This is a genomic window from Lysinibacillus sp. ZYM-1 (assembly GCF_001308875.1).
In the GTDB taxonomy this organism is placed as follows: Bacteria; Bacillota; Bacilli; order Bacillales_A; family Planococcaceae; genus Lysinibacillus.
The window spans coordinates 94,809-113,006 of sequence record NZ_KQ465116.1 but is presented as its reverse complement, the minus strand read 5'-3'; the positions used below and the strand labels follow the sequence as shown (position 1 = coordinate 113,006).

Genomic DNA, 18,198 nt, shown 5'->3' with positions numbered 1-18,198 from the left:
GTGGTGTCACATCACGCCAAATCCTTCTTAGAAAGTATTCGCCGTTCATTATATAGAAGATAGAAGTTTTTTATTTGTGTTAAGAGAATTGAAATAATTGTTTAGGCATTTATTTATCAAACAATTCTTATAAAAAATTGAAACAATTTATTAGTTAGTAGGAAATAAATGCTGTAAGAGATGGACTCAATAAGGATTATTTTTTCTAAAATTGTAAAAATAGTATAATGATTGTAATAATTAATCAGGCGTTATTATAGTACATTTGTCTTAAATAAAACTAAAAAAGTACTTAAAAAATACTTAAAAAGATAGGATGATAGTAATTAAAATGCATTTTAGTGTGGAAGTAATAAGATATATTCGGAAAGGAGACTTGTTGTGAAATTAGAGCGACTATTAACAATGACGATGATTTTAATCAATCGGAAAAAGGTTACGGCACAAGAATTAGCAGAAGTATTTAATGTGTCCGTTCGTACAATTTATCGAGATATTGAAACACTAAGCTGTGCAGGTGTACCAGTTATTAGTCAACAAGGTGTTCATGGGGGTATTCGATTAATAGATGGTTATCGTGTTGATAAGCAGGTTTTAACGAAGGATGAGCTTGCTTCTCTTTCAATTGCTATTAAAAGTGCTTTGACTACCTATGAAGATTCACACGCAGAAGCTGTTCTTGAAAAACTAACAGGTATTGCAGATGATCATGTAAAACAATCCATTGACCATCTATTTGTAGATCTTAGTCCATGGGGGCCAAATGTCCTTTTTAAGGAATACATTACAATTTTAAAAAGTGCTATAGAAAACAAGCATTGTGTAAATTTTACTTATTCCAAGACGCATGGTGAGCTAACAAGCCGAGTAGTTGAGCCGCATACATTAGTCCAGAAAGGGAAGATGTGGTATTTATATGGCTATTGCATGTTAAGAAAGGACTTTCGTTTATTTAAACTGGCAAGAATTAAGAACTTAAAGCAAGCAGATATTCACTTTGAGCGTAAGGAAATTAATTTAAGTGAACTTCCATGGGGGAAAGAATGGCATAAGCCACAAAACGTAGTAGATTTAGTGATCGTTTTTGATACAGCCATCACTACATTAGTGGAGGAATCTTTTGGAGTGGAAAATGTCGATCATGAGCAGTCAAAGATTTTTATATCCATACCAGAAGATGAGTGGCTTTATGGCTTCTTACTCAGCTTTGGCAATCGTATAAAAATTATGGAACCTTCCTACATAAGGGACATTATTTCAAAACGTGCTCAAGAAATTGTTGAATTATATAAAAATCCAGCTAATAGATGACAGACAGTTGTCAGGTTTCCTTTGCTATAGTAAGGACAAATAAAGCGAAGGGTGGAATCAATAATGATGCAAAATAATTGTCAAAGCTGTGGGATGCCTTTAGTAGAAGAGGCATTATTAGGAACTGAACAAGAAGGTCTCAAAAATCAAGAGTATTGTATATATTGTTATGAGAAGGGGACGTTTAAACAACCCGATTTAACTGTTGAAGCAATGATTGAAATTTGTGTGCCGCATCTAAAGGAAGATGGCATGCCTGAAAACGAGGCGCGTAATATGCTTGGATCTTTTTTGCCAAGCTTAAAAAGATGGAGAAAACACGAATGGTCAGAACCAAAAATTATGCAAAAAGATACGTTTCAAATTGTAGGAATATCAGCACAAACAAGCAATGCGAATGAACTAACGCCACAAGCTAGGATTCCACAATTATGGAATAATTTTTATGAGCAAGATATTATAGGGCAAGTATCTAAGATGGACAATCAAAATGTGTACGGTTTGTATTCGGATTATGAAACCGATGTAAACGGGAATTATTCAATTACCCTTGGTGTAGAAACAACGAATAAGGATGAAACATCTGCTGACTTGGTATTAAAGACTATTCCGGCAGCCAAATATTTAGTTTTTACATCACATAAAGGAACGATGCCAGAAGTTGTCATCCAAACTTGGCAAGAAATTTGGGCATGGTTTGCAAATTCTCAGGTGGAACGAACATACACAGGTGACTTTGAATTGTATGATGAACGTTGCGCAAACCCACAAGAAGCACAAGTGGAAATTTATATCGCTATTAAATAAAAACAAGTCTCTTACCAATCAATTGGTAGGAGACTTGTTATCATTTTGCGGGGGGATCATTTCAATATGTGGTTCGATATGCACAAGAACCTGGCAAAAACGATTTTCTCGCATAATGGTACGTTCTATCTCTTCTGTAATGCGATGACTTTCAAAAACATTTAAATAAGGGTCAACTGTTACTGTTATATCGATAAAGTGCATATTGCCGTGAGCTCGACCTTTAAAGTCTAAGAGCTCGATTACACCGTCCACATTACGAATTAGTACTGATAAAGTTTCCACTTCATCGATATCAAATGCATCCGTAAGGCTTTGAACAGCTTCCCAAAAGATTTCTACTGCCGTTTTAATAATTAAAAAGGAAACAACGAGAGCCGTTAGAGAATCAATAATCGGAAAACCAAAAATTGCTCCAAAAATACCAATCGCTGTGCCAATACTGACAAATGCATCTGAGCGATTATCAAAAGCGGCAGCTTTGACAGCAGTACTTTTAATTTTTTTAGCTAGCGCTAAATTATAGCGATAAACGATATACATGACTCCACCACTACCTATCGCTACAAAGGCTGTTAAGAGGGAAGGAGTTGTACCAGTTGGTGCCCATAGACTTTGTAAAGAATTAATCAATACTTGGAGACCAACAACAAGCATGATGAATGATGCTACTAAAGAGGCAACCGTCTCCGCACGCAAATGGCCGTACTGGTGATTGGAATCAGGTGGTCTCTGCGCAATCCGTAACCCAATCAATACCGCAATGGATGCGATGATATCTGTGGTGTTATTCAAACCATCTGCCTTTAAGGCCTCCGACGTGCCAATATAGCCAATGGTAAGTTTGATGGAGCTTAGGATGATATATGTACCAATGGATAACCAAGCACCTTTTTCCCCTTGACGTAAATTTGTATAGAGCTCCATTTTGTTTCCTCCTCACAAAACTTTCGGATAGTAGAAAACGACCCCCTTTTAAAAGGGAGTCGTTTCATCTATTTATCACGGTATTAACTCCCACCTATATATGGTGTGAAGAAAAGCCCATATTTATAGCCTGGATTATACAAGAGTGCTTTAAATAGTAGCACGACAAGTAATACATAGCAATGCAATTTTACTCAATAACAGCGTCAATTTCATTTGATAAATCATTTTCAGGTAATTTCAGAACTTCTAAGTATAAAATATGGTGACCATCTAATTCTTTTGCGATAAATTCATAACCTTGCTCCAGAATGCTGTCTCCTTCGACTGCATCAAAGCGCTTTGTCATAAACCAACCACCGATAGTATCAATATCATCATCTTCTATGTCAGTACCTAGCATATCATTCACATTTTCAAGAAGCATCTTGGCATCTAAAATAAAATGATTTTCTGCAATTTCTTGTACTTCCGGAATTTCATCTTCATCGAATTCATCTTGAATATCGCCGACAATTTCCTCGATAATATCTTCGATCGTCACTAAACCAGATGTTCCGCCATATTCATCCATTAAAATGGCCATATGAATACGTTCACGTTGAATTTTAAGTAATAAATCATTAATTTGCGTTGTTTCCATCACACGAATAATAGGTTGCATATAGTCAATAACTGGTTTATCCCCATTTTTCGCGTCTTTAATGTAAGCGGTTAATAAATGCTTCATGTTCACTAAACCAATTATATGGTCTTTATCGCCATCAATAATCGGATAACGAGTATATTGTTCAACACCCATTAAATCGAATACTTCTTTAATTGTCAGTTCTTTTTCAATGCCGACAATTTCTGTTCGAGGAACCATAATTTCTTTTGCAAGGCGATCTGAGAACTCAAAAATACTATTTACATATTCATATTCTGCGTTATTAATTTCTCCACCTTTTAAACTATCCGATAAAATCATACGTAGTTCTTCCTCTGTATGAGCTACTTCTGATTCTGACATCATTTTTAAGCCGAAAAGACCGGTTAAGCCACGAGCAGATCCGTTTAATAACTTTATGATTGGATAGGTAATGTTGTGGAATAAAATTAATGGGCCAGAAAGGTTTAATGTGACAAATTCTGCTTTTTGGATGGCTAATGTTTTTGGCGCCAATTCCCCAATAACAACATGCATAAACGTTACGATTGAGAATGCAAGTATGAATGAAAGGATAGATGTAATACTACCATTCAAATTTAGAAATTCAAACACTGGGTGCAAAATAATTTCGAATGTAGGTTCACCTAACCAACCTAAACCGAGTGCAGTGATGGTAATACCTAACTGACATGCTGATAAGTACTCATCTAAATCTGAAACAACACGTTTTGCATTTCTCGCTTTTCTATGCCCTTCTGCGAGCAATTGATCAATGCGGGTAGTTCTCACTTTAACGATTGCAAATTCAGTTGCAACGAAAAATCCTGTCATTATAATTAGTAGGGCGAATGCCGCCAACCTAATGGTTATCTCCAATATGTCTCCGTCCAAATAATTCCTTTGTTCCCGCCCAAATGAGGGAAGTAAACAAAGTGTACACCTCCTATGATTTAAAAAATTGTTGGATGTTTCAATAATAAATTATTTAAAAGAAAAACACAAATATTGACAACAACTTTTTCAGTTGTTTTTCAATTCCTATTTGAAAAAGTAACTAGATTCAAAAGCATAGTGATTGAAAACGTCATTGCTATATGCTAACTTAAAATTGAGCAAAGATAGTTTGTTTAAGGAAAGAAGCATTTTGCATCTCATATAAACCGACACGTCAAAAATCTCAAGAGTGCTTTTACTTGCGGATTTTTTTAAATGAATTATTTTTTATAGCTAAAGGGGAGCCTCAGCAATCAATTGAGACTCCTCTTTTTTATGACCCAATAAACAGCAGGAAAAGTGTTGGAAAAAAGAGGAGCAGTCTCAACAATTTGAGACTGCTCCTTCTATATTTATTGATTTATTCCTGTTGAAAGCGCAATTTTAAACATGCCTTCTCAACATCATGAAAAGATTCTTTCAAAGGTAATTCACCCGTAAACGGTGCTATGGTTACAGGTGCTTTTTCCGTAATACCTTGCTGAGTTAAAACGTAGTTTTTACCATCATAAGTAAAATACATTGTTTTAATAGACTTTTTACCAAAAGTGCTAGCAGAAGAGTCAAAGAAACCTTTTAATTGACTGCAATATTCGTTATAGAAATCGCTTTTAAAGCCAGAAATGGCTTCAAATTTTTTGCTATTTAAGATACCGGCTTCGTCAGCTAATTCGAATATTTTGGCTGAAAATTCAGAAAAAAATTCTTTTACTTTTACACGTACTAATGCTTTTGAATTATAACTATTTAAGTCATCTGAAAGCGTGACTTTACTCATTGAAATGGCCCCCTGCATAAAAAACATATACTATTAAGTTGCTATCCTAAATGTATAAGAAAAATATAGGAATTTCAACATGTATCAACATAATTGGCATAAAGGACGTGCTATATATAGTAAAAATAGGTATTTTTATGTGGAGATTTAGCGAAAAATATACTATTTTTTTTAATCGTACACATGAAATAACATAAGCTCATGAATCATTTTTTTAACATCTTCTTCGTTTGGTGGCGTTGGTCCTGTCCATTGAATAGTGCCATCTTTTAAATATTCAGCAGCGAATCGTTCACGTTGATAAAAAAATGAAATGGTCCACCCTGGAAGTTGAGTATTTTCAAATAATGGTTTAAAACTGAAATGCTGAATCATCATCAAACCTCATTTCTATATTATGTAGTTCATATTATTCAAGGATAATGGTAATTTTGCAACTATTCACTTTTATCTTGAAATCTAAAGGGGGTATTTCTTTCGTTGAAAATCATTGCTCTGCTATAATGAGTGCAGAAGGCGACAAAAAACGCCAATCGTGAATACAATTGAATTGAGAGGATACTAATGGATAATTTCATCGTGACATTACTTTTTATGGCGATTATTGGCGCAGCAATCGGAGGCGTAACTAATCATTTGGCCATCAAAATGCTTTTTCGTCCACATAATGCAATATATATTAAAAACTGGCGCGTTCCATTTACACCAGGTCTTATTCCAAAACGACGCGATGAATTAGCAAAACAGCTTGGTCTTACCGTTGTCAATTATTTATTAACTCCTGAAACATTTAGAAAGAAATTTTTCTCGAAGGATATTCAGGAAAAGGTAGAACAATTTGTGCAAACTAAGGTTGAAGAAACCATCTTTACCAACGATAAAACCATTCAAGATTGGCTAAACTTAGCGGGCTTTGCCCATATGCCGGCTACCATTGAGCAGAAAGTTGAAGCGATTGTTGAGGGACAATTTGCGTCAGTAAAGAATACACTATCAACAAAATCAATTCGTGCACTGCTATCTGCTGATATTCAAGATACTATTGATGCCAAAATTCCTGTAGCTGTACGTCATATACTAGAAAAAGGTGAGGATTACTTTTTATCACCTGAAGGCGAAATGACAATTAAAGCGATGATTGATGATTTTTTATCATCAAAAGGGTCACTTGGTGGTATGATCAATATGTTTTTAGGTGATTCATCGTCCCTTGTTGGAAAAGTTCAACGTGAGCTCGTGAAATTTTTACAAGCGCCAGGTACGTCAACGCTATTAACGAAAATATTTACACAAGAATGGGAAAAATTAAAAGACAGACCAGCCATAGACTTTTTACAAGACATACAGTTTGATCCGATTTTATCGAAATTACAGACGTATGTAAAAGAGCAATTAGCTGTCGCTGAACGGTTAAATCATCCCATATCCTATTACTGGCCTGAAGGAAACGAGTGGATGAAAAATTCGGTCATTCCACAAGTTATAGAAAAAGCTTTTGGAAAGGCAGAGGAAAAACTAGAGGATGTACTAAAACGTTTAAACTTACAAGAGGTTGTTCGTGAGCAAGTTGATTCATTCCCTGTAGAAAAATTAGAGGAACTTGTATTAGGTATTTCAAAACGTGAATTTAAAATGATTACCGTATTAGGTGCAGTTCTTGGTGGATTGATTGGAATTGTGCAAGGTTTAATTGTTTACTTTATTTAAAAAGGAGATTGTATAAATGATTAATATTTATAATGACATTAATGCGCTAGAAGCAACTTTCCGTAAGATTCCTGAATTTGAGGCTTTACAAACGGCGGTTGAAGTTGTAAAGAATGATGAAGAGGCATTAAATGTCTTTAAAAACTTCCGTAAAATCCAAATTGAATTACAAAAGAAACAACTAGCTGGAGAGGATTTATTGGAGGATGAGCTTGTTTATGCTCAAAAAGCATCTCAACTTGCACAGCAAAATGAAAAGATTTCTGCTATGTTAGAGGCAGAAATGAAACTAAGTAAAGTCATTGAAGAAGTGAATCGCATTTTAATAAAGCCAATTCAAAGCCTATATGAAGGAATTCAATAAAATACCCATATAGTAAGGAATAATTGTCCTAGGAATTGCACATATAACAAGTAAGAAGAAAACGTGTATCCGCTAGTCGGAGCACGTTTTTACTTTATATACACCAGTCAATAGTATTGGAGGTTATTACTATGCATGTAATCATTGAATGGACCTATAAAACACCGAAAGGAGCAAAAACTGTTTTACGTTCAGAAGAAATGCCTGCTGCACAAGCGCTATTACTAGCAGAGGATATGGAAAAGACGGGGAGAGTAAGCTCAATTCATTGTATAGATCGCCAGGATACAAGTTGGACAGTAAAAGAACTAAAAACCTATTTAAAGGAAATAGATACGGAACCACATAATATTATTGTCTATTTCGATGGTGGCTTTGATCGTGGAACAAGACAGGCAGGGTTAGGATGTGCCATTTATTATGAACAAAATGGTAAACCCTATCGTTTAAGACGAAATGCTTTTTCATCTGAGCTCAAAACTAACAATGAAGCAGAATATGCTGCGTTTTATTTAGGTTTAGTGGAGCTCGAATTACTAAATGTCCACCATTTGCCTGTCCAATTCAAAGGAGATTCCCAAGTAGTCATCAATCAATTAAGTGGGGAATGGCCAGCGTTAGAAAAGGATTTAGCGGGCTGGGCAGATAAAATTGATGCCAAATTAGCACAACTTAATATTCAACCTGATTACCAGCTTATATCGCGTAAGGATAATTCAGAAACAGACCGTCTTGCTACACAAGCTTTAAACGGCATAGATATTACTGGTTTGAGGGAAATGGTAAAAGAATGATTGAAATGAGGTGTCAGTGGCTACTGTCACCTCTTTCTTATAAATTTCTCTATAAGAAATGAAACTTTTTCCATCTTGAAACTACTACTCCTATGAACTCAAACAATAAGGAGAGATATTTTATGTACATGAAAAAGTTAGCACCAGCAGCTTTGTCTGCATTATTAATGGGAAGTGCTGTAATGCCGATAGCTTCGGCAAATGAGCATAATGCTGAAGTTGAGGTTCCACAAATTCAAATTGATCCAGTCCACATTTTCAATGATACGCATGGTACGGTTGAAGATGTCCGTGTTGGTAAAGACATTACATATTACACTGTAAAAGACGGAGAGCAAACGAATGTACTAGAAATTACTAAAGACACACTTGTGTTTGACAATACTGGTAAGAAAGTGGAGCTTAAAGAAGGTGATAAGGTAGTCGCTTATACATTTGCTAATAAACCACAAAAATATATCTATCCGCCGCAATTCAATCCAGAAGTTGTCATTGTAGAATCGAAAGATGTTGGCTTTGTGGAAGTGGATTATTTCTTTGAGGATTTAACAAACACGTATGATATTTTAAAATTAAATATTGGTAAAGAAACGGAGCTACTAAACGCAAAAGGTGAAAATGTAACGGCAAAGGATTTAGCTGAGAAGTATCTAGTTGTTTTTTATACTGCATCTACTAAGAGTATTCCAGCACAAACAACGCCATCTAAAGTAATCGTTCTTGAGGACTATCCGGAAGGCTCTTTGAATCCAGTAGATGAAGACATTGATAACATCATCGCCACTGATTTTTATGGAGAAGCAGGGACAACAATGGTGCCATTACGTAGTATTGCTGAAAAGCTTGGCTATAAAGTAGAAGCAACAGGTAAAGGTGCCATCCTAACTAAAGGCAACGTATCTTATACAATCACACGTGGAGAAAAAACGTTTGGTTATAACAAGGCAATACGTACACTGACAGTGGCACCAACACTAAAAGATACGAAGACATATGTTCCTGTTGAGTTCATTGAAGAATATTTAAAATAAAAGTGGAAATAGTATGCCAAGAAAAGTTGGCATACTATTTGTATTTTTAAGAGACTATTTGGGAGAAATGAAAGTCGGATATCTTTTCGCAAATTGCTGTAGGCATTGCTTGAAAGAAGTAGTTTTCATAAAGTTTTTAGCTAATATCATTTCATCTGAATACAGTAAAAATTGCTGGAAGTGCTGTTCAATAAATACCCTTGCTTTCTCGTAGTGCTTGTTGATAGAAACAGCTCCATAAATTTCTTGTTGGTCAATGATGTAGATAAAGTCAAAAAGAACGTTATGTGTACCATATTTAAATAATACCGTGACATACAATGTTTTTTCGTCACATCGTTCTAAGTCAAAATGGTGGAATGCTACTTCTACTTGATGAATAAAGCTAGAAATGGATGGACGGTTACTATTTTTTAAAAGAAACACTATCAACACCACCTTTTGTAAAAAATTATAATGACAAAAAAATAGTTTGTCTATATTTAGACTGAATATTCTGTTATTTATAGTTTCTAATTGTTACTTTGCTTAAAGTCATAGAAATTTGTTAAACTTAAATCTGCAATATATATGGAATAAGAAAAGAAGAGAGCGAAACAATATGAAAATTATTCACATAGATCAAAAATATCCTGAGGATTGGATTCGCGTATTAAATCATATAGCGAATTTATTTTTTGAGGATTCCAAACTGAGAGTGGAGCCAGAGGGTGCAGATATGTCAGTTTCATTTGCGTATCAGGTTGGAGACAACTTTTCTATAGCTACAAAAGCCATATTAACTGTAGATGGAAAACAATATACAAATGATTACAGCATAAAATACGAGTCAGTCGCAACTGGTCGTGAGCTCAATATTCGAATGAAACGTGCATTATCTCATGTGTTTTTAGATGTTCTAGAGCAGCATACAGGGGTGCATCAACAATGGGGTATTTTAACGGGAGTCCGTCCGACTAAGCTCTATCATAAATTTAGAAAAGAGGGAAAAAGTGAGCGAGAGATTGCTGAACTATTAATTCGAGATTTCCGCTTGTCTGCGGAGAAGGTGGCACTTTTAAAGGATATTGTGGAACGACAATTAGTAACTATTCCAGATATTGATCAAATTGGGCAAGAGATCAGTGTTTATATCGGTATTCCATTTTGTCCAACGAAATGCGCCTATTGTACCTTCCCTGCCTATGCGATAGGTAGTAACCGTAAGCAAGGTCGTGTCACTACATTTTTAGATGGATTGCATATTGAATTACGTGAAATGGGTAAATGGCTGAAGAACAATAATATGAAAATCACCTCTATTTATTGGGGGGGCGGTACACCAACTTCAATTGAAGCAGATGAAATGGACTCCTTATATCAAACGATGTATGAGTCATTCCCAAATCCTGAAACAATTCGAGAGGTTACAGTTGAAGCGGGAAGACCAGATACGATTACACCTGAAAAATTAGAAGTGCTTAAAAAATGGGGAATTGATCGTATTAGTGTTAATCCACAATCCTATACAGATGAGACGTTAAAAGCAATCGGGCGTCATCATACGGTACAAGAAACAATTGATAAATTTTGGCTTGCTCGTGAATCAGGTATGAACAATATAAATATGGACCTCATTATTGGGTTACCGAATGAAGGTATTGAGGAATTCCAGCATTCATTAGTGGAATCTGCTAAAATGCAGCCTGAATCGTTGACTGTCCATACGCTATCATTTAAACGCGCATCTGAGATGACTCGTAATAAAGATAAATATAAAGTAGCGGATCGTGATACGGTTGCTGAAATGATGGAAATGGCACAAGTTTGGACAAAGGAAAATGATTATGTTCCATATTATTTATATCGTCAAAAAAATATTTTAGGTAACCTAGAAAATGTTGGTTATAGTAAAGCTGGTGAAGAAAGTATCTATAATATTGTTATTATGGAAGAAGTACAAACAATTTTAGGAATTGGTTGTGGGGCATCTTCTAAATTTGTTCATCCTGACACAGGAAAAATCACACAATTCCACAACCCAAAAGATCCAGCAGCATATATTATGACCTTTGAAGAGGCTATTGGGAAAAAAATCGAGTTTTTAGATGAATTATACAAAGTATAAAATAAAGGCAATCTGATTTGTTCAGATTGCCTTTATTGATTATAGAGTTCGTAATGTACACGCCATTTTTAATATAACTGCATCTTCGAAATATTGTGGGTCATAGCCTGTTAACTCTCTTATCTTATTTAATCGATATGCAAGTGTATGACGATGAATGTTCAGATGTTGCGCACAAAGCTTTAACTGTAAATTGCAGTCAAAAAACGATTGTAATGTTTCAAGCTGTTTTGCGTTAATATTTTTAAGTATTCGGTGATGGAAAGCCTGTACTTCCTCTGATTCTCGATGCTTAAAAAGCGAAAATAACTCTACATCTTCAAAAAAAGTAAGCTCGTTATGGAGGGTAGCAAATTCTAGTGCAGTTTTTGCCCCTTGATAGCTATAGGATAGTTGGGAAAGATGTTGCACAACGGGACCAATACCAATTTGCAAGGAAGGTAGCTTTTGTTTTTTCTTACGTAGAGCTTTTATAATAGGACGACAACTTAGTTCTTGACAATTAGTCAGTAGAATATAGTATTCCTGTAATTGGCTATGCCCAGCTAGAATGGGCTGTCTATAAAATAAATCTTCAAAAAAGAATGGTATCGTATTTTCTAAATAAGATGTTTCATTTAAACTCAATAAAATAACTTGGAAGGGTGCTATTAGTGAGAAGGGTAATTTTTGAATTCGTTCATTTAATGTAGCATCTAGCTTACTTCCATGAACAAGTGCCTCGAATATGTAGTCGTTATTTTTCCGCTGCCACTCGCTTTTAGACTCAACGAGTGCTTGATGTGTCATAATCTCTGTTGTTAGTTGAACAAGGTTGGCGATTTCAAGCATATCCTCTGAATCTCCAGTTATACCAATAACGCCTACTACTTCATCTTGATACATAATAGGCATATTAATGCCTGGTTTTGTGTTTGGATACAATCTTATATTCTCTTCATTGATAATCAACGTTTGTTTTGTTTGTGCTACATAAAGCGCACCCTCGTGAATATCTTCCACCCTCATCTTATCTCCAGAGGCTAAAATGACACCGGTAGGGCTAATGACGTTAATATTGTGACGTAAGCGCAACATTGTTTGATGGACGATTTCTTCTGCTAATTTTTTTGTCAACATGTTTATACACCTCGGATAAAAAACAGTCTGTTATAGGACAGATAAATTGTACTTCAATTATAATGTTTTCTGAATTTATTGTCATTATAATAAATTGTAAGCGCTTAACTTAGGAATTTGAAAATTTACGTAAATGTCAATGGACGACATAAGTGGAGGTATTGTATGAAAGTCATTATTAGTCCAGATTCCTTCAAGGGTACTCTGTCAGCAGTTGAAGTAGCGAAATCAATACAGAAAGGAATTTTGGATGTAGATCAATCAATTGAAACAATCATTCTACCTGTTGCAGATGGTGGGGAGGGGACACTTGATTCACTTATTGCCTCTACGGGTGGTCAATATTTTACAGTGGATGTACTAGATCCAATAGGAAGAGTCATTCAGGCACAGTATGGTGTTTTGGGTGATAAAGTAACGTGTGTTATTGAAATGGCCCAGGCATCTGGCATCATGTTGTTGCAAGACGATGAAAAAAATCCCGAGTTTGCCACATCGTATGGTACAGGTCAATTAATCAGGGCTGCACTCGATAGAGGTTTTAGAAAATTTATTATCGGTATAGGTGGAAGTGCCACTAATGATGCAGGTATTGGCATGCTAAAAGCATTAGGTGTGCGGTTTACGAAAGAAGATGGTTCAGATTTAGAGAATGGAATATCCAATCTATTGCAATTAGCTGCCATCAATGTTAGCGGACTTGATGCTAGATTAGCAGATGCGCTATTTACCATTGCTTGTGATGTGGATAATCCATTCATTGGTGAACGAGGAGCAACAGCCGTTTTCGGCCCTCAAAAAGGTGTGCAGGAATATCAAGTTGAACATTTTGATAACTGTTTAAAGCATTTTGCGAATATCGTGGAACGACAGTTTTCTATTCGATTGCACGATTACAAAGGGGCGGGAGCTGCTGGAGGTATGGGAGGAGCGTTAATCGCATTTTTAAAAGGGAACTTTCATGCAGGCATCGATATTGTAATAGATGCTGTACAGTTACAGGGTCATTTAGCAGATGCACAGTTAGTGATAACGGGTGAGGGAAAATCAGATCTCCAAACATTACATGGAAAGGCACCATTAGGGGTAGCGAAAGCAGCTGAATTAGCGCAAGTAGATGCGGTTTTATTGTCTGGGGGAATCGATATTAAGGCTAGGCCCACACTTCAAAAGTATTTTAGCGTTGTGGAGTCATTAGTCGATGAGGAGATCACTACTCAGCAGGCAATGCAAGAACCTGCTCGCTTTATTCGCTTAAAAACAAAGAGAATCATTGAGCGTTACATACAAAAGGGGGATGACTAGATGTTGTTCATCATTATTTTAATAGGGGTATTGTTTGTTGTATTGGGGACAGCCAAGTTAAAGCTTCATCCATTTTTGGCGTTATTAATTAGTGCTTTATTCGTTGGTATTGCTTCAGGAATGCCGCTATTAACAGTTGTAGAAAGTATTAACACTGGTTTTGGTGGTCTAATGACAAGCATCGGTTTAGTGATTATTGCTGGGACCATTATAGGTTTAATTTTAGAAAAATCAGGCGCTGCCTATCGAATGGCAGAAGTGGTTTTACGAATTGTAGGTCCGAAGCGTCCACAACTTGCGATGTCTTTAATTGGTTATATTGTGTCTATCCCAGTATTTTGTGATTCTGGTTTTATTATTTTATCGAGTTTGCAAAAATCATTAGCAAAGCGGGCTAACGTAACAATTGCTTCAATGGCAGTAGCTCTAGCGACAGGCTTATTTGCGACACATGTATTAGTACCGCCAACCCCAGGACCTATCGCAGCAGCAGGGAATATTGGAGCGGCAGATTATTTAGGAACAGTTATTGTCATTGGGTTATTAGTAGCGATACCAGCAACATTTGTAGGCTATATGTGGTCAGTAAAAGTAGCAACTAAGATTAGAGTACCTGAAGATGAGGTTGACGCATTAGATTATGAGGAAGTCATTAAATCCTTTGGCAAAATGCCTTCAACATTTAAAGCTTTTTTACCAATTGTCCTACCAATTGTTTTAATTGGACTTGGCTCGATAGCTTCATTAGTTGGCGATCCAGAGTCAACATTCAATACCATTTTTAAATTTTTAGGTTCACCAACAGTAGCTTTATTTTTAGGGGTAGCGGCTGCCTTTTTGTTATTACCTGAAATCAGTGAAACGACATTATCAGGTTGGATTGGTGAAAGTTTAAAAGATGCAGCTCCTATACTACTCATTACAGGAGCTGGCGGTTCATTTGGGACAGTCATTAAAAATGCTGGTGTTGGAGAAATGCTACAGGAAATGGATTTAGGGATGTTTGCATCAGGTACTTTATTCCTTCTTGTACCGTTTATTGTAGCGGCTGCTTTAAAAACAGCCCAAGGTTCTTCTACCACAGCACTTGTTATTACTTCTACTTTAGTAGCACCAATGCTTGTGACGCTTGGTATTGAGGGTGCTGTACCATTAGCATTAGTGGTGATGGCCATTGGAGCTGGTGCAATGACGGTTAGCCATGTGAACGACAGTTTCTTCTGGGTAATTACACAGTATAGTGGAATGGAAGTTACTCAAGCTTATAAAGCACAAACAGTAGCCACATTACTACAAGGTATTGTCACAATCATTATTACAATGATTTTATGGTGGATATTTGTTTAAAGTACAAAGAGAGCAGCCGCATGGCAAGCTCTCTTTTTTGTATAATAGAAAGATAGAAAGGAAGTTAGTAGAATGAAAAAATTAATAGTATTGCTCCTTTGTATTTTTTTATTAGCAGGGTGTACAGAAGCAGTTAAAACAGAGCAAGTCCCTGTGACGGCTGGTCATGATATGAGAGTTCATTTTATTGATGTGGGACAAGGGGATTCTATATTGATTGAATCACCAAATGGTAAGACAATGCTTGTAGATGGAGGTGTGAAAAGCGCAGGACAGCAGGTAGTTTCTTATCTAAAGGACCTGGGTGTGAGCAAACTTGATATGGTAGTGGCGACACATCCAGATGCTGATCATATCGGTGGGCTCATCCCGGTGTTAAATTCAATCCCTATTGAGCAATTCTATGATTCAGGAAAAGTACATACCTCTCAAACTTTTGAAGAAATGCTGATGTTGATTGATGAAAAAAATATACCTTATTATGTGCCCAAAAAAGGTGACCTTATTGAATTTGATAAAGATGTAACGGTGAAGGTTTTAAATGCAAATGAACATGCAACGGATAATAATGACGCTTCGATTGTCTTAAAAATGGTTTATGGCCACATATCCTTTTTATTAACAGGGGATGCTGGCATAGCATTAGAAAAAGAAATGATGCAAAATGATGTGACCGCAACTGTTCTGAAGGCAGGGCATCATGGTTCTAATACAAGTAGCTCAGAAGATTTCATTCGTGCTGTGAAGCCAGAAGTCACTATATTAAGCTATGGTGAAGATAATAAATATGGACATCCTCATACAGAAGTAGTGAATCGATTGCAAGCGATTGGTAGTAAAATCTATGCCACTGCTGACTTAGGAACGATTACTGTGTCAACAGATGGGGTAAACTATTCAGTAAATGGAAATGAAACTTCTCGAGCAGTAACCCCAAAAGAACCATCCAAAGAAGAATCATCAACATCAGCTGTTGAGATCATCAGCAAAGATTTAGTGACAGAAATTGTAGGCATTAAAAATAACGGACAACAAGCAGTTTCGTTAAACGAATGGCAGCTTATTTCGATAGAGGGTAATCAAGTTTTTAATTTTCCTAATGTATCATTACAGCCTGGTAAAATCATTTATATTACAAGTGGAACCAATGCACGAGAAGGGCAAAATTATTTAAAATGGACAACTAAACAGATTTGGCTAAACGATGGAGATCCTGCACAATTACGGAATGAGAAAGGGGAACTTGTTAGTGAGCTCGACTAAATATGTTTTAGATCGGATTGAGGATGGTTATGCTGTTTTTTTAAAGTATCCAGAGGAAGAAGAGCAAATCATTATTTTACAGTCAGCCATGAACAAGCCAGTGCTTGTAGGAGATTATGTGCAAATAGAAGAAAAAGATGGCATTTACCATATTGAAATTTTAAAGGAAGAAACGGAACAAAAAAGAGTAGATATCCAGAATTTAATGGACCGTTTGCGTCATAAACATAAATAATAGATGACAAGCTGTGAGGAAGTTACTCACAGCTTGTTTTTATCGTGATTCAGCAATGTCCTTAAGCCTTCTGTAGATGGGTGCAAAGATATTTAGGTGTATTGAATATTGAGAGGAATTGGACATAATTTGTTATCCTAAATATTTTGAAAATATGCTAAAATAATAGTATTAATCAGGAGCTAGGAGCGGACAAAATGTCGATAAACACTATTATTTTTGATTTAGATGATACATTACTGTGGGATAAAAAATCAGTTAAAACTGCTTTTGAAAAAACATGTGACTATGCTGCTACGATACATAATGTGAATTCTGCTGAGCTAGAGGAAGCAGTTCGTCAAGAGGCTCGTGCGTTATACGAAGGCTATGAAACATACGACTATACAGTTTTAATTGGCATTAATCCTTTCGAAGGACTATGGGGAACTTTTGATGACCCTACTGAATCTTTCCAAACTATGAAAGGGCTTGTTCCGGGCTATCGTACGGCAGCATGGACAAAAGGTTTAGCTGCTCTTGGTATAGAGGATGCGAAATTCGGAGCAGAGCTAGGAGAACGCTTTGTGGCTGAACGCAAAGCCTCACCATTTTTATATGAAGATACATTTACTGTGTTAGACGAATTGAAAGGGAAGTACCAGCTTGTTTTACTTACCAATGGCGCACCTAGTCTGCAAAATTTAAAACTAGAAATTACGCCAGAAATAGCTCCGTATTTTGATCATATTATTATCTCAGGAGACTTTGGAAAAGGTAAGCCTGACGCTTCCATTTTTGAGCATGTTATGGAGAGAGCCGGCATTACAGCGGATAATGCAATTATGGTTGGCGATAATCTCAATACTGATATTTTAGGTTCTTCTCGAGTTGGAATGCCAAATGTATGGATTAATCGTGAAAATAATGTTGCCGACGGAGCTGTGACACCTACTTATGAGGTAAACTCGCTGACAGCCCTATTGGAACTAGTGAATAAGCTATAAAAAATGTACTGCTCCTTTCGAGGAAGCAGTACATTTTTTTAGATAGAAGCATTTAAATAATAGTCAGTAAGTGCAAAGTATAAGCATGTTAAAGCTATAGCAATAAGAATACTGGTTAGTAGATAATCGAGAGGCTCACAGTTTTTTTACGATAATAGATTTGCATAATGGAGTAGAGTATACAGAAAGAATAAATAATAACAACATGAATAATATGCTGTAAAAGATAGAGACCGAATTAATGAGAAGAGGGATATGTTTGCTCCACATATTGCTGAAAAAAGGGAACAAATTGAATAAACCTTTTTCGGCACTAATGATCGCTAGGTTACGTGCAGTAGTTCTAAGCCATACAAGTATTTAAAAGGGGTAAGTAAAATATCATTCTGATTTCCAATCTGTGCACCTCCTCGTCCTTAAAGACGATACCCTTTCAAAAATCATTTTAGCAAAAAAGAAAAAGCAGAGAGTC

18 protein-coding genes are annotated in these 18,198 nt (G+C 36.1%); 12 read left to right on the top strand and 6 right to left on the bottom strand.

Features of this window, described 5'->3' with window-relative positions; all coding sequences use genetic code 11:
• Positions 1-381 precede the first annotated feature (381 nt).
• Entirely contained in the window at positions 382-1,311 is a 930-nt protein-coding gene (locus tag AO843_RS10965; RefSeq protein WP_054611163.1) for a helix-turn-helix transcriptional regulator, read from the top strand.
• A gap of 63 nt (positions 1,312-1,374) precedes the next feature.
• Positions 1,375-2,118, top strand: a complete 744-nt coding sequence (locus AO843_RS10960) for an effector binding domain-containing protein (protein ID WP_231630119.1) — start codon at positions 1,375-1,377, stop codon at positions 2,116-2,118.
• Positions 2,119-2,136: 18 nt separating this feature from the next.
• Here the strand turns inward: AO843_RS10960 and AO843_RS10955 are convergent, their stop codons facing one another.
• From AO843_RS10955 to AO843_RS10940, 4 genes are all read right to left on the bottom strand, one after another.
• Positions 2,137-3,045, bottom strand: a complete 909-nt coding sequence (locus AO843_RS10955; RefSeq protein WP_054611162.1) for a cation diffusion facilitator family transporter — start codon at positions 3,043-3,045, stop codon at positions 2,137-2,139.
• 190 nt (positions 3,046-3,235) lie between these two features.
• Positions 3,236-4,573, bottom strand: coding sequence for a hemolysin family protein (locus tag AO843_RS10950; protein WP_255350374.1), 1,338 nt, complete (start codon positions 4,571-4,573; stop codon positions 3,236-3,238).
• A gap of 478 nt (positions 4,574-5,051) precedes the next feature.
• Positions 5,052-5,468, bottom strand: coding sequence for a hypothetical protein (locus AO843_RS10945; RefSeq protein ID WP_054611160.1), 417 nt, complete (start codon positions 5,466-5,468; stop codon positions 5,052-5,054).
• Between the two features lie 171 nt (positions 5,469-5,639).
• The gene (locus tag AO843_RS10940; RefSeq protein ID WP_054611159.1) at positions 5,640-5,843 is read right to left on the bottom strand and encodes a YheE family protein; all 204 of its coding nucleotides are present in this window, start codon (positions 5,841-5,843) and stop codon (positions 5,640-5,642) included.
• Positions 5,844-6,032: 189 nt separating this feature from the next.
• Here AO843_RS10940 and AO843_RS10935 point away from each other — a divergent pair, with 189 nt between their 5' ends.
• The 4 genes from AO843_RS10935 to AO843_RS10920 all read left to right on the top strand — a co-directional run bounded on the left by AO843_RS10935 (position 6,033) and on the right by AO843_RS10920 (position 9,364).
• On the top strand, positions 6,033-7,175 hold the full coding sequence (locus tag AO843_RS10935; RefSeq protein ID WP_054611158.1) for a DUF445 domain-containing protein: 1,143 nt from the start codon (positions 6,033-6,035) through the stop codon (positions 7,173-7,175).
• 16 nt (positions 7,176-7,191) lie between these two features.
• A complete protein-coding gene (locus AO843_RS10930) occupies positions 7,192-7,539 on the top strand; it encodes a YlbF family regulator (RefSeq protein ID WP_054611157.1) in 348 nt (115 codons plus the stop codon).
• A 131-nt stretch (positions 7,540-7,670) separates the two neighbouring features.
• A complete protein-coding gene (locus AO843_RS10925) occupies positions 7,671-8,333 on the top strand; it encodes a ribonuclease H family protein (RefSeq protein WP_054611156.1) in 663 nt (220 codons plus the stop codon).
• Between the two features lie 122 nt (positions 8,334-8,455).
• Positions 8,456-9,364: a copper amine oxidase N-terminal domain-containing protein gene (locus tag AO843_RS10920; RefSeq protein ID WP_054611155.1), complete on the top strand. Its 909-nt coding sequence runs from the start codon at positions 8,456-8,458 to the stop codon at positions 9,362-9,364.
• Positions 9,365-9,418: 54 nt separating this feature from the next.
• Here the strand turns inward: AO843_RS10920 and AO843_RS10915 are convergent, their stop codons facing one another.
• Positions 9,419-9,790: a hypothetical protein gene (locus AO843_RS10915; protein ID WP_054611154.1), complete on the bottom strand. Its 372-nt coding sequence runs from the start codon at positions 9,788-9,790 to the stop codon at positions 9,419-9,421.
• 175 nt (positions 9,791-9,965) lie between these two features.
• Here AO843_RS10915 and AO843_RS10910 point away from each other — a divergent pair, with 175 nt between their 5' ends.
• Complete coding sequence (locus AO843_RS10910) at positions 9,966-11,471, top strand: coproporphyrinogen III oxidase (protein WP_054611153.1); 1,506 nt, start codon at positions 9,966-9,968, stop codon at positions 11,469-11,471.
• A gap of 39 nt (positions 11,472-11,510) precedes the next feature.
• Here the strand turns inward: AO843_RS10910 and AO843_RS10905 are convergent, their stop codons facing one another.
• A complete protein-coding gene (locus AO843_RS10905) occupies positions 11,511-12,590 on the bottom strand; it encodes a CdaR family transcriptional regulator (RefSeq protein WP_054611152.1) in 1,080 nt (359 codons plus the stop codon).
• Positions 12,591-12,755: 165 nt separating this feature from the next.
• Between AO843_RS10905 and AO843_RS10900 the strand changes: the two genes are divergently transcribed.
• The 5 genes from AO843_RS10900 to AO843_RS10880 all read left to right on the top strand — a co-directional run bounded on the left by AO843_RS10900 (position 12,756) and on the right by AO843_RS10880 (position 17,726).
• Entirely contained in the window at positions 12,756-13,895 is a 1,140-nt protein-coding gene (locus AO843_RS10900) for a glycerate kinase (protein WP_054611151.1), read from the top strand.
• On the top strand, positions 13,896-15,242 hold the full coding sequence (locus AO843_RS10895) for a GntP family permease (protein ID WP_054611150.1): 1,347 nt from the start codon (positions 13,896-13,898) through the stop codon (positions 15,240-15,242). It begins immediately after the preceding gene.
• Positions 15,243-15,314: 72 nt separating this feature from the next.
• Positions 15,315-16,505: an MBL fold metallo-hydrolase gene (locus tag AO843_RS10890; RefSeq protein ID WP_054611149.1), complete on the top strand. Its 1,191-nt coding sequence runs from the start codon at positions 15,315-15,317 to the stop codon at positions 16,503-16,505.
• Positions 16,492-16,740 carry a DUF3006 domain-containing protein gene (locus tag AO843_RS10885; protein WP_054611148.1) on the top strand — a complete coding sequence of 83 codons (249 nt, stop codon included), beginning with the start codon at positions 16,492-16,494 and terminating at the stop codon, positions 16,738-16,740. The genes AO843_RS10890 and AO843_RS10885 overlap by 14 nt, the downstream gene beginning before the upstream one ends.
• 197 nt (positions 16,741-16,937) lie before the next feature.
• Positions 16,938-17,726: an HAD family hydrolase gene (locus AO843_RS10880; RefSeq protein ID WP_054611147.1), complete on the top strand. Its 789-nt coding sequence runs from the start codon at positions 16,938-16,940 to the stop codon at positions 17,724-17,726.
• The last annotated feature ends 472 nt before the right edge of the window (positions 17,727-18,198 follow it).

What these genes read in the sequence shown, in the direction of transcription:
- AO843_RS10960 (WP_231630119.1), top strand. Translation starts at nt 1,375, where the DNA reads ATGATGCAAAATAATTGTCAAAGCTGTGGGATGCCTTTAGTAGAAGAG.
- AO843_RS10955 (WP_054611162.1), bottom strand. Translation starts at nt 3,045, where the DNA reads ATGGAGCTCTATACAAATTTACGTCAAGGGGAAAAAGGTGCTTGGTTA.
- AO843_RS10945 (WP_054611160.1), bottom strand. Translation starts at nt 5,468, where the DNA reads ATGAGTAAAGTCACGCTTTCAGATGACTTAAATAGTTATAATTCAAAA.
- AO843_RS10940 (WP_054611159.1), bottom strand. Translation starts at nt 5,843, where the DNA reads ATGATTCAGCATTTCAGTTTTAAACCATTATTTGAAAATACTCAACTT.
- AO843_RS10935 (WP_054611158.1), top strand. Translation starts at nt 6,033, where the DNA reads ATGGATAATTTCATCGTGACATTACTTTTTATGGCGATTATTGGCGCA.
- AO843_RS10930 (WP_054611157.1), top strand. Translation starts at nt 7,192, where the DNA reads ATGATTAATATTTATAATGACATTAATGCGCTAGAAGCAACTTTCCGT.
- AO843_RS10925 (WP_054611156.1), top strand. Translation starts at nt 7,671, where the DNA reads ATGCATGTAATCATTGAATGGACCTATAAAACACCGAAAGGAGCAAAA.
- AO843_RS10920 (WP_054611155.1), top strand. Translation starts at nt 8,456, where the DNA reads ATGTACATGAAAAAGTTAGCACCAGCAGCTTTGTCTGCATTATTAATG.
- AO843_RS10910 (WP_054611153.1), top strand. Translation starts at nt 9,966, where the DNA reads ATGAAAATTATTCACATAGATCAAAAATATCCTGAGGATTGGATTCGC.
- AO843_RS10905 (WP_054611152.1), bottom strand. Translation starts at nt 12,590, where the DNA reads ATGTTGACAAAAAAATTAGCAGAAGAAATCGTCCATCAAACAATGTTG.
- AO843_RS10900 (WP_054611151.1), top strand. Translation starts at nt 12,756, where the DNA reads ATGAAAGTCATTATTAGTCCAGATTCCTTCAAGGGTACTCTGTCAGCA.
- AO843_RS10895 (WP_054611150.1), top strand. Translation starts at nt 13,896, where the DNA reads ATGTTGTTCATCATTATTTTAATAGGGGTATTGTTTGTTGTATTGGGG.
- AO843_RS10890 (WP_054611149.1), top strand. Translation starts at nt 15,315, where the DNA reads ATGAAAAAATTAATAGTATTGCTCCTTTGTATTTTTTTATTAGCAGGG.
- AO843_RS10880 (WP_054611147.1), top strand. Translation starts at nt 16,938, where the DNA reads ATGTCGATAAACACTATTATTTTTGATTTAGATGATACATTACTGTGG.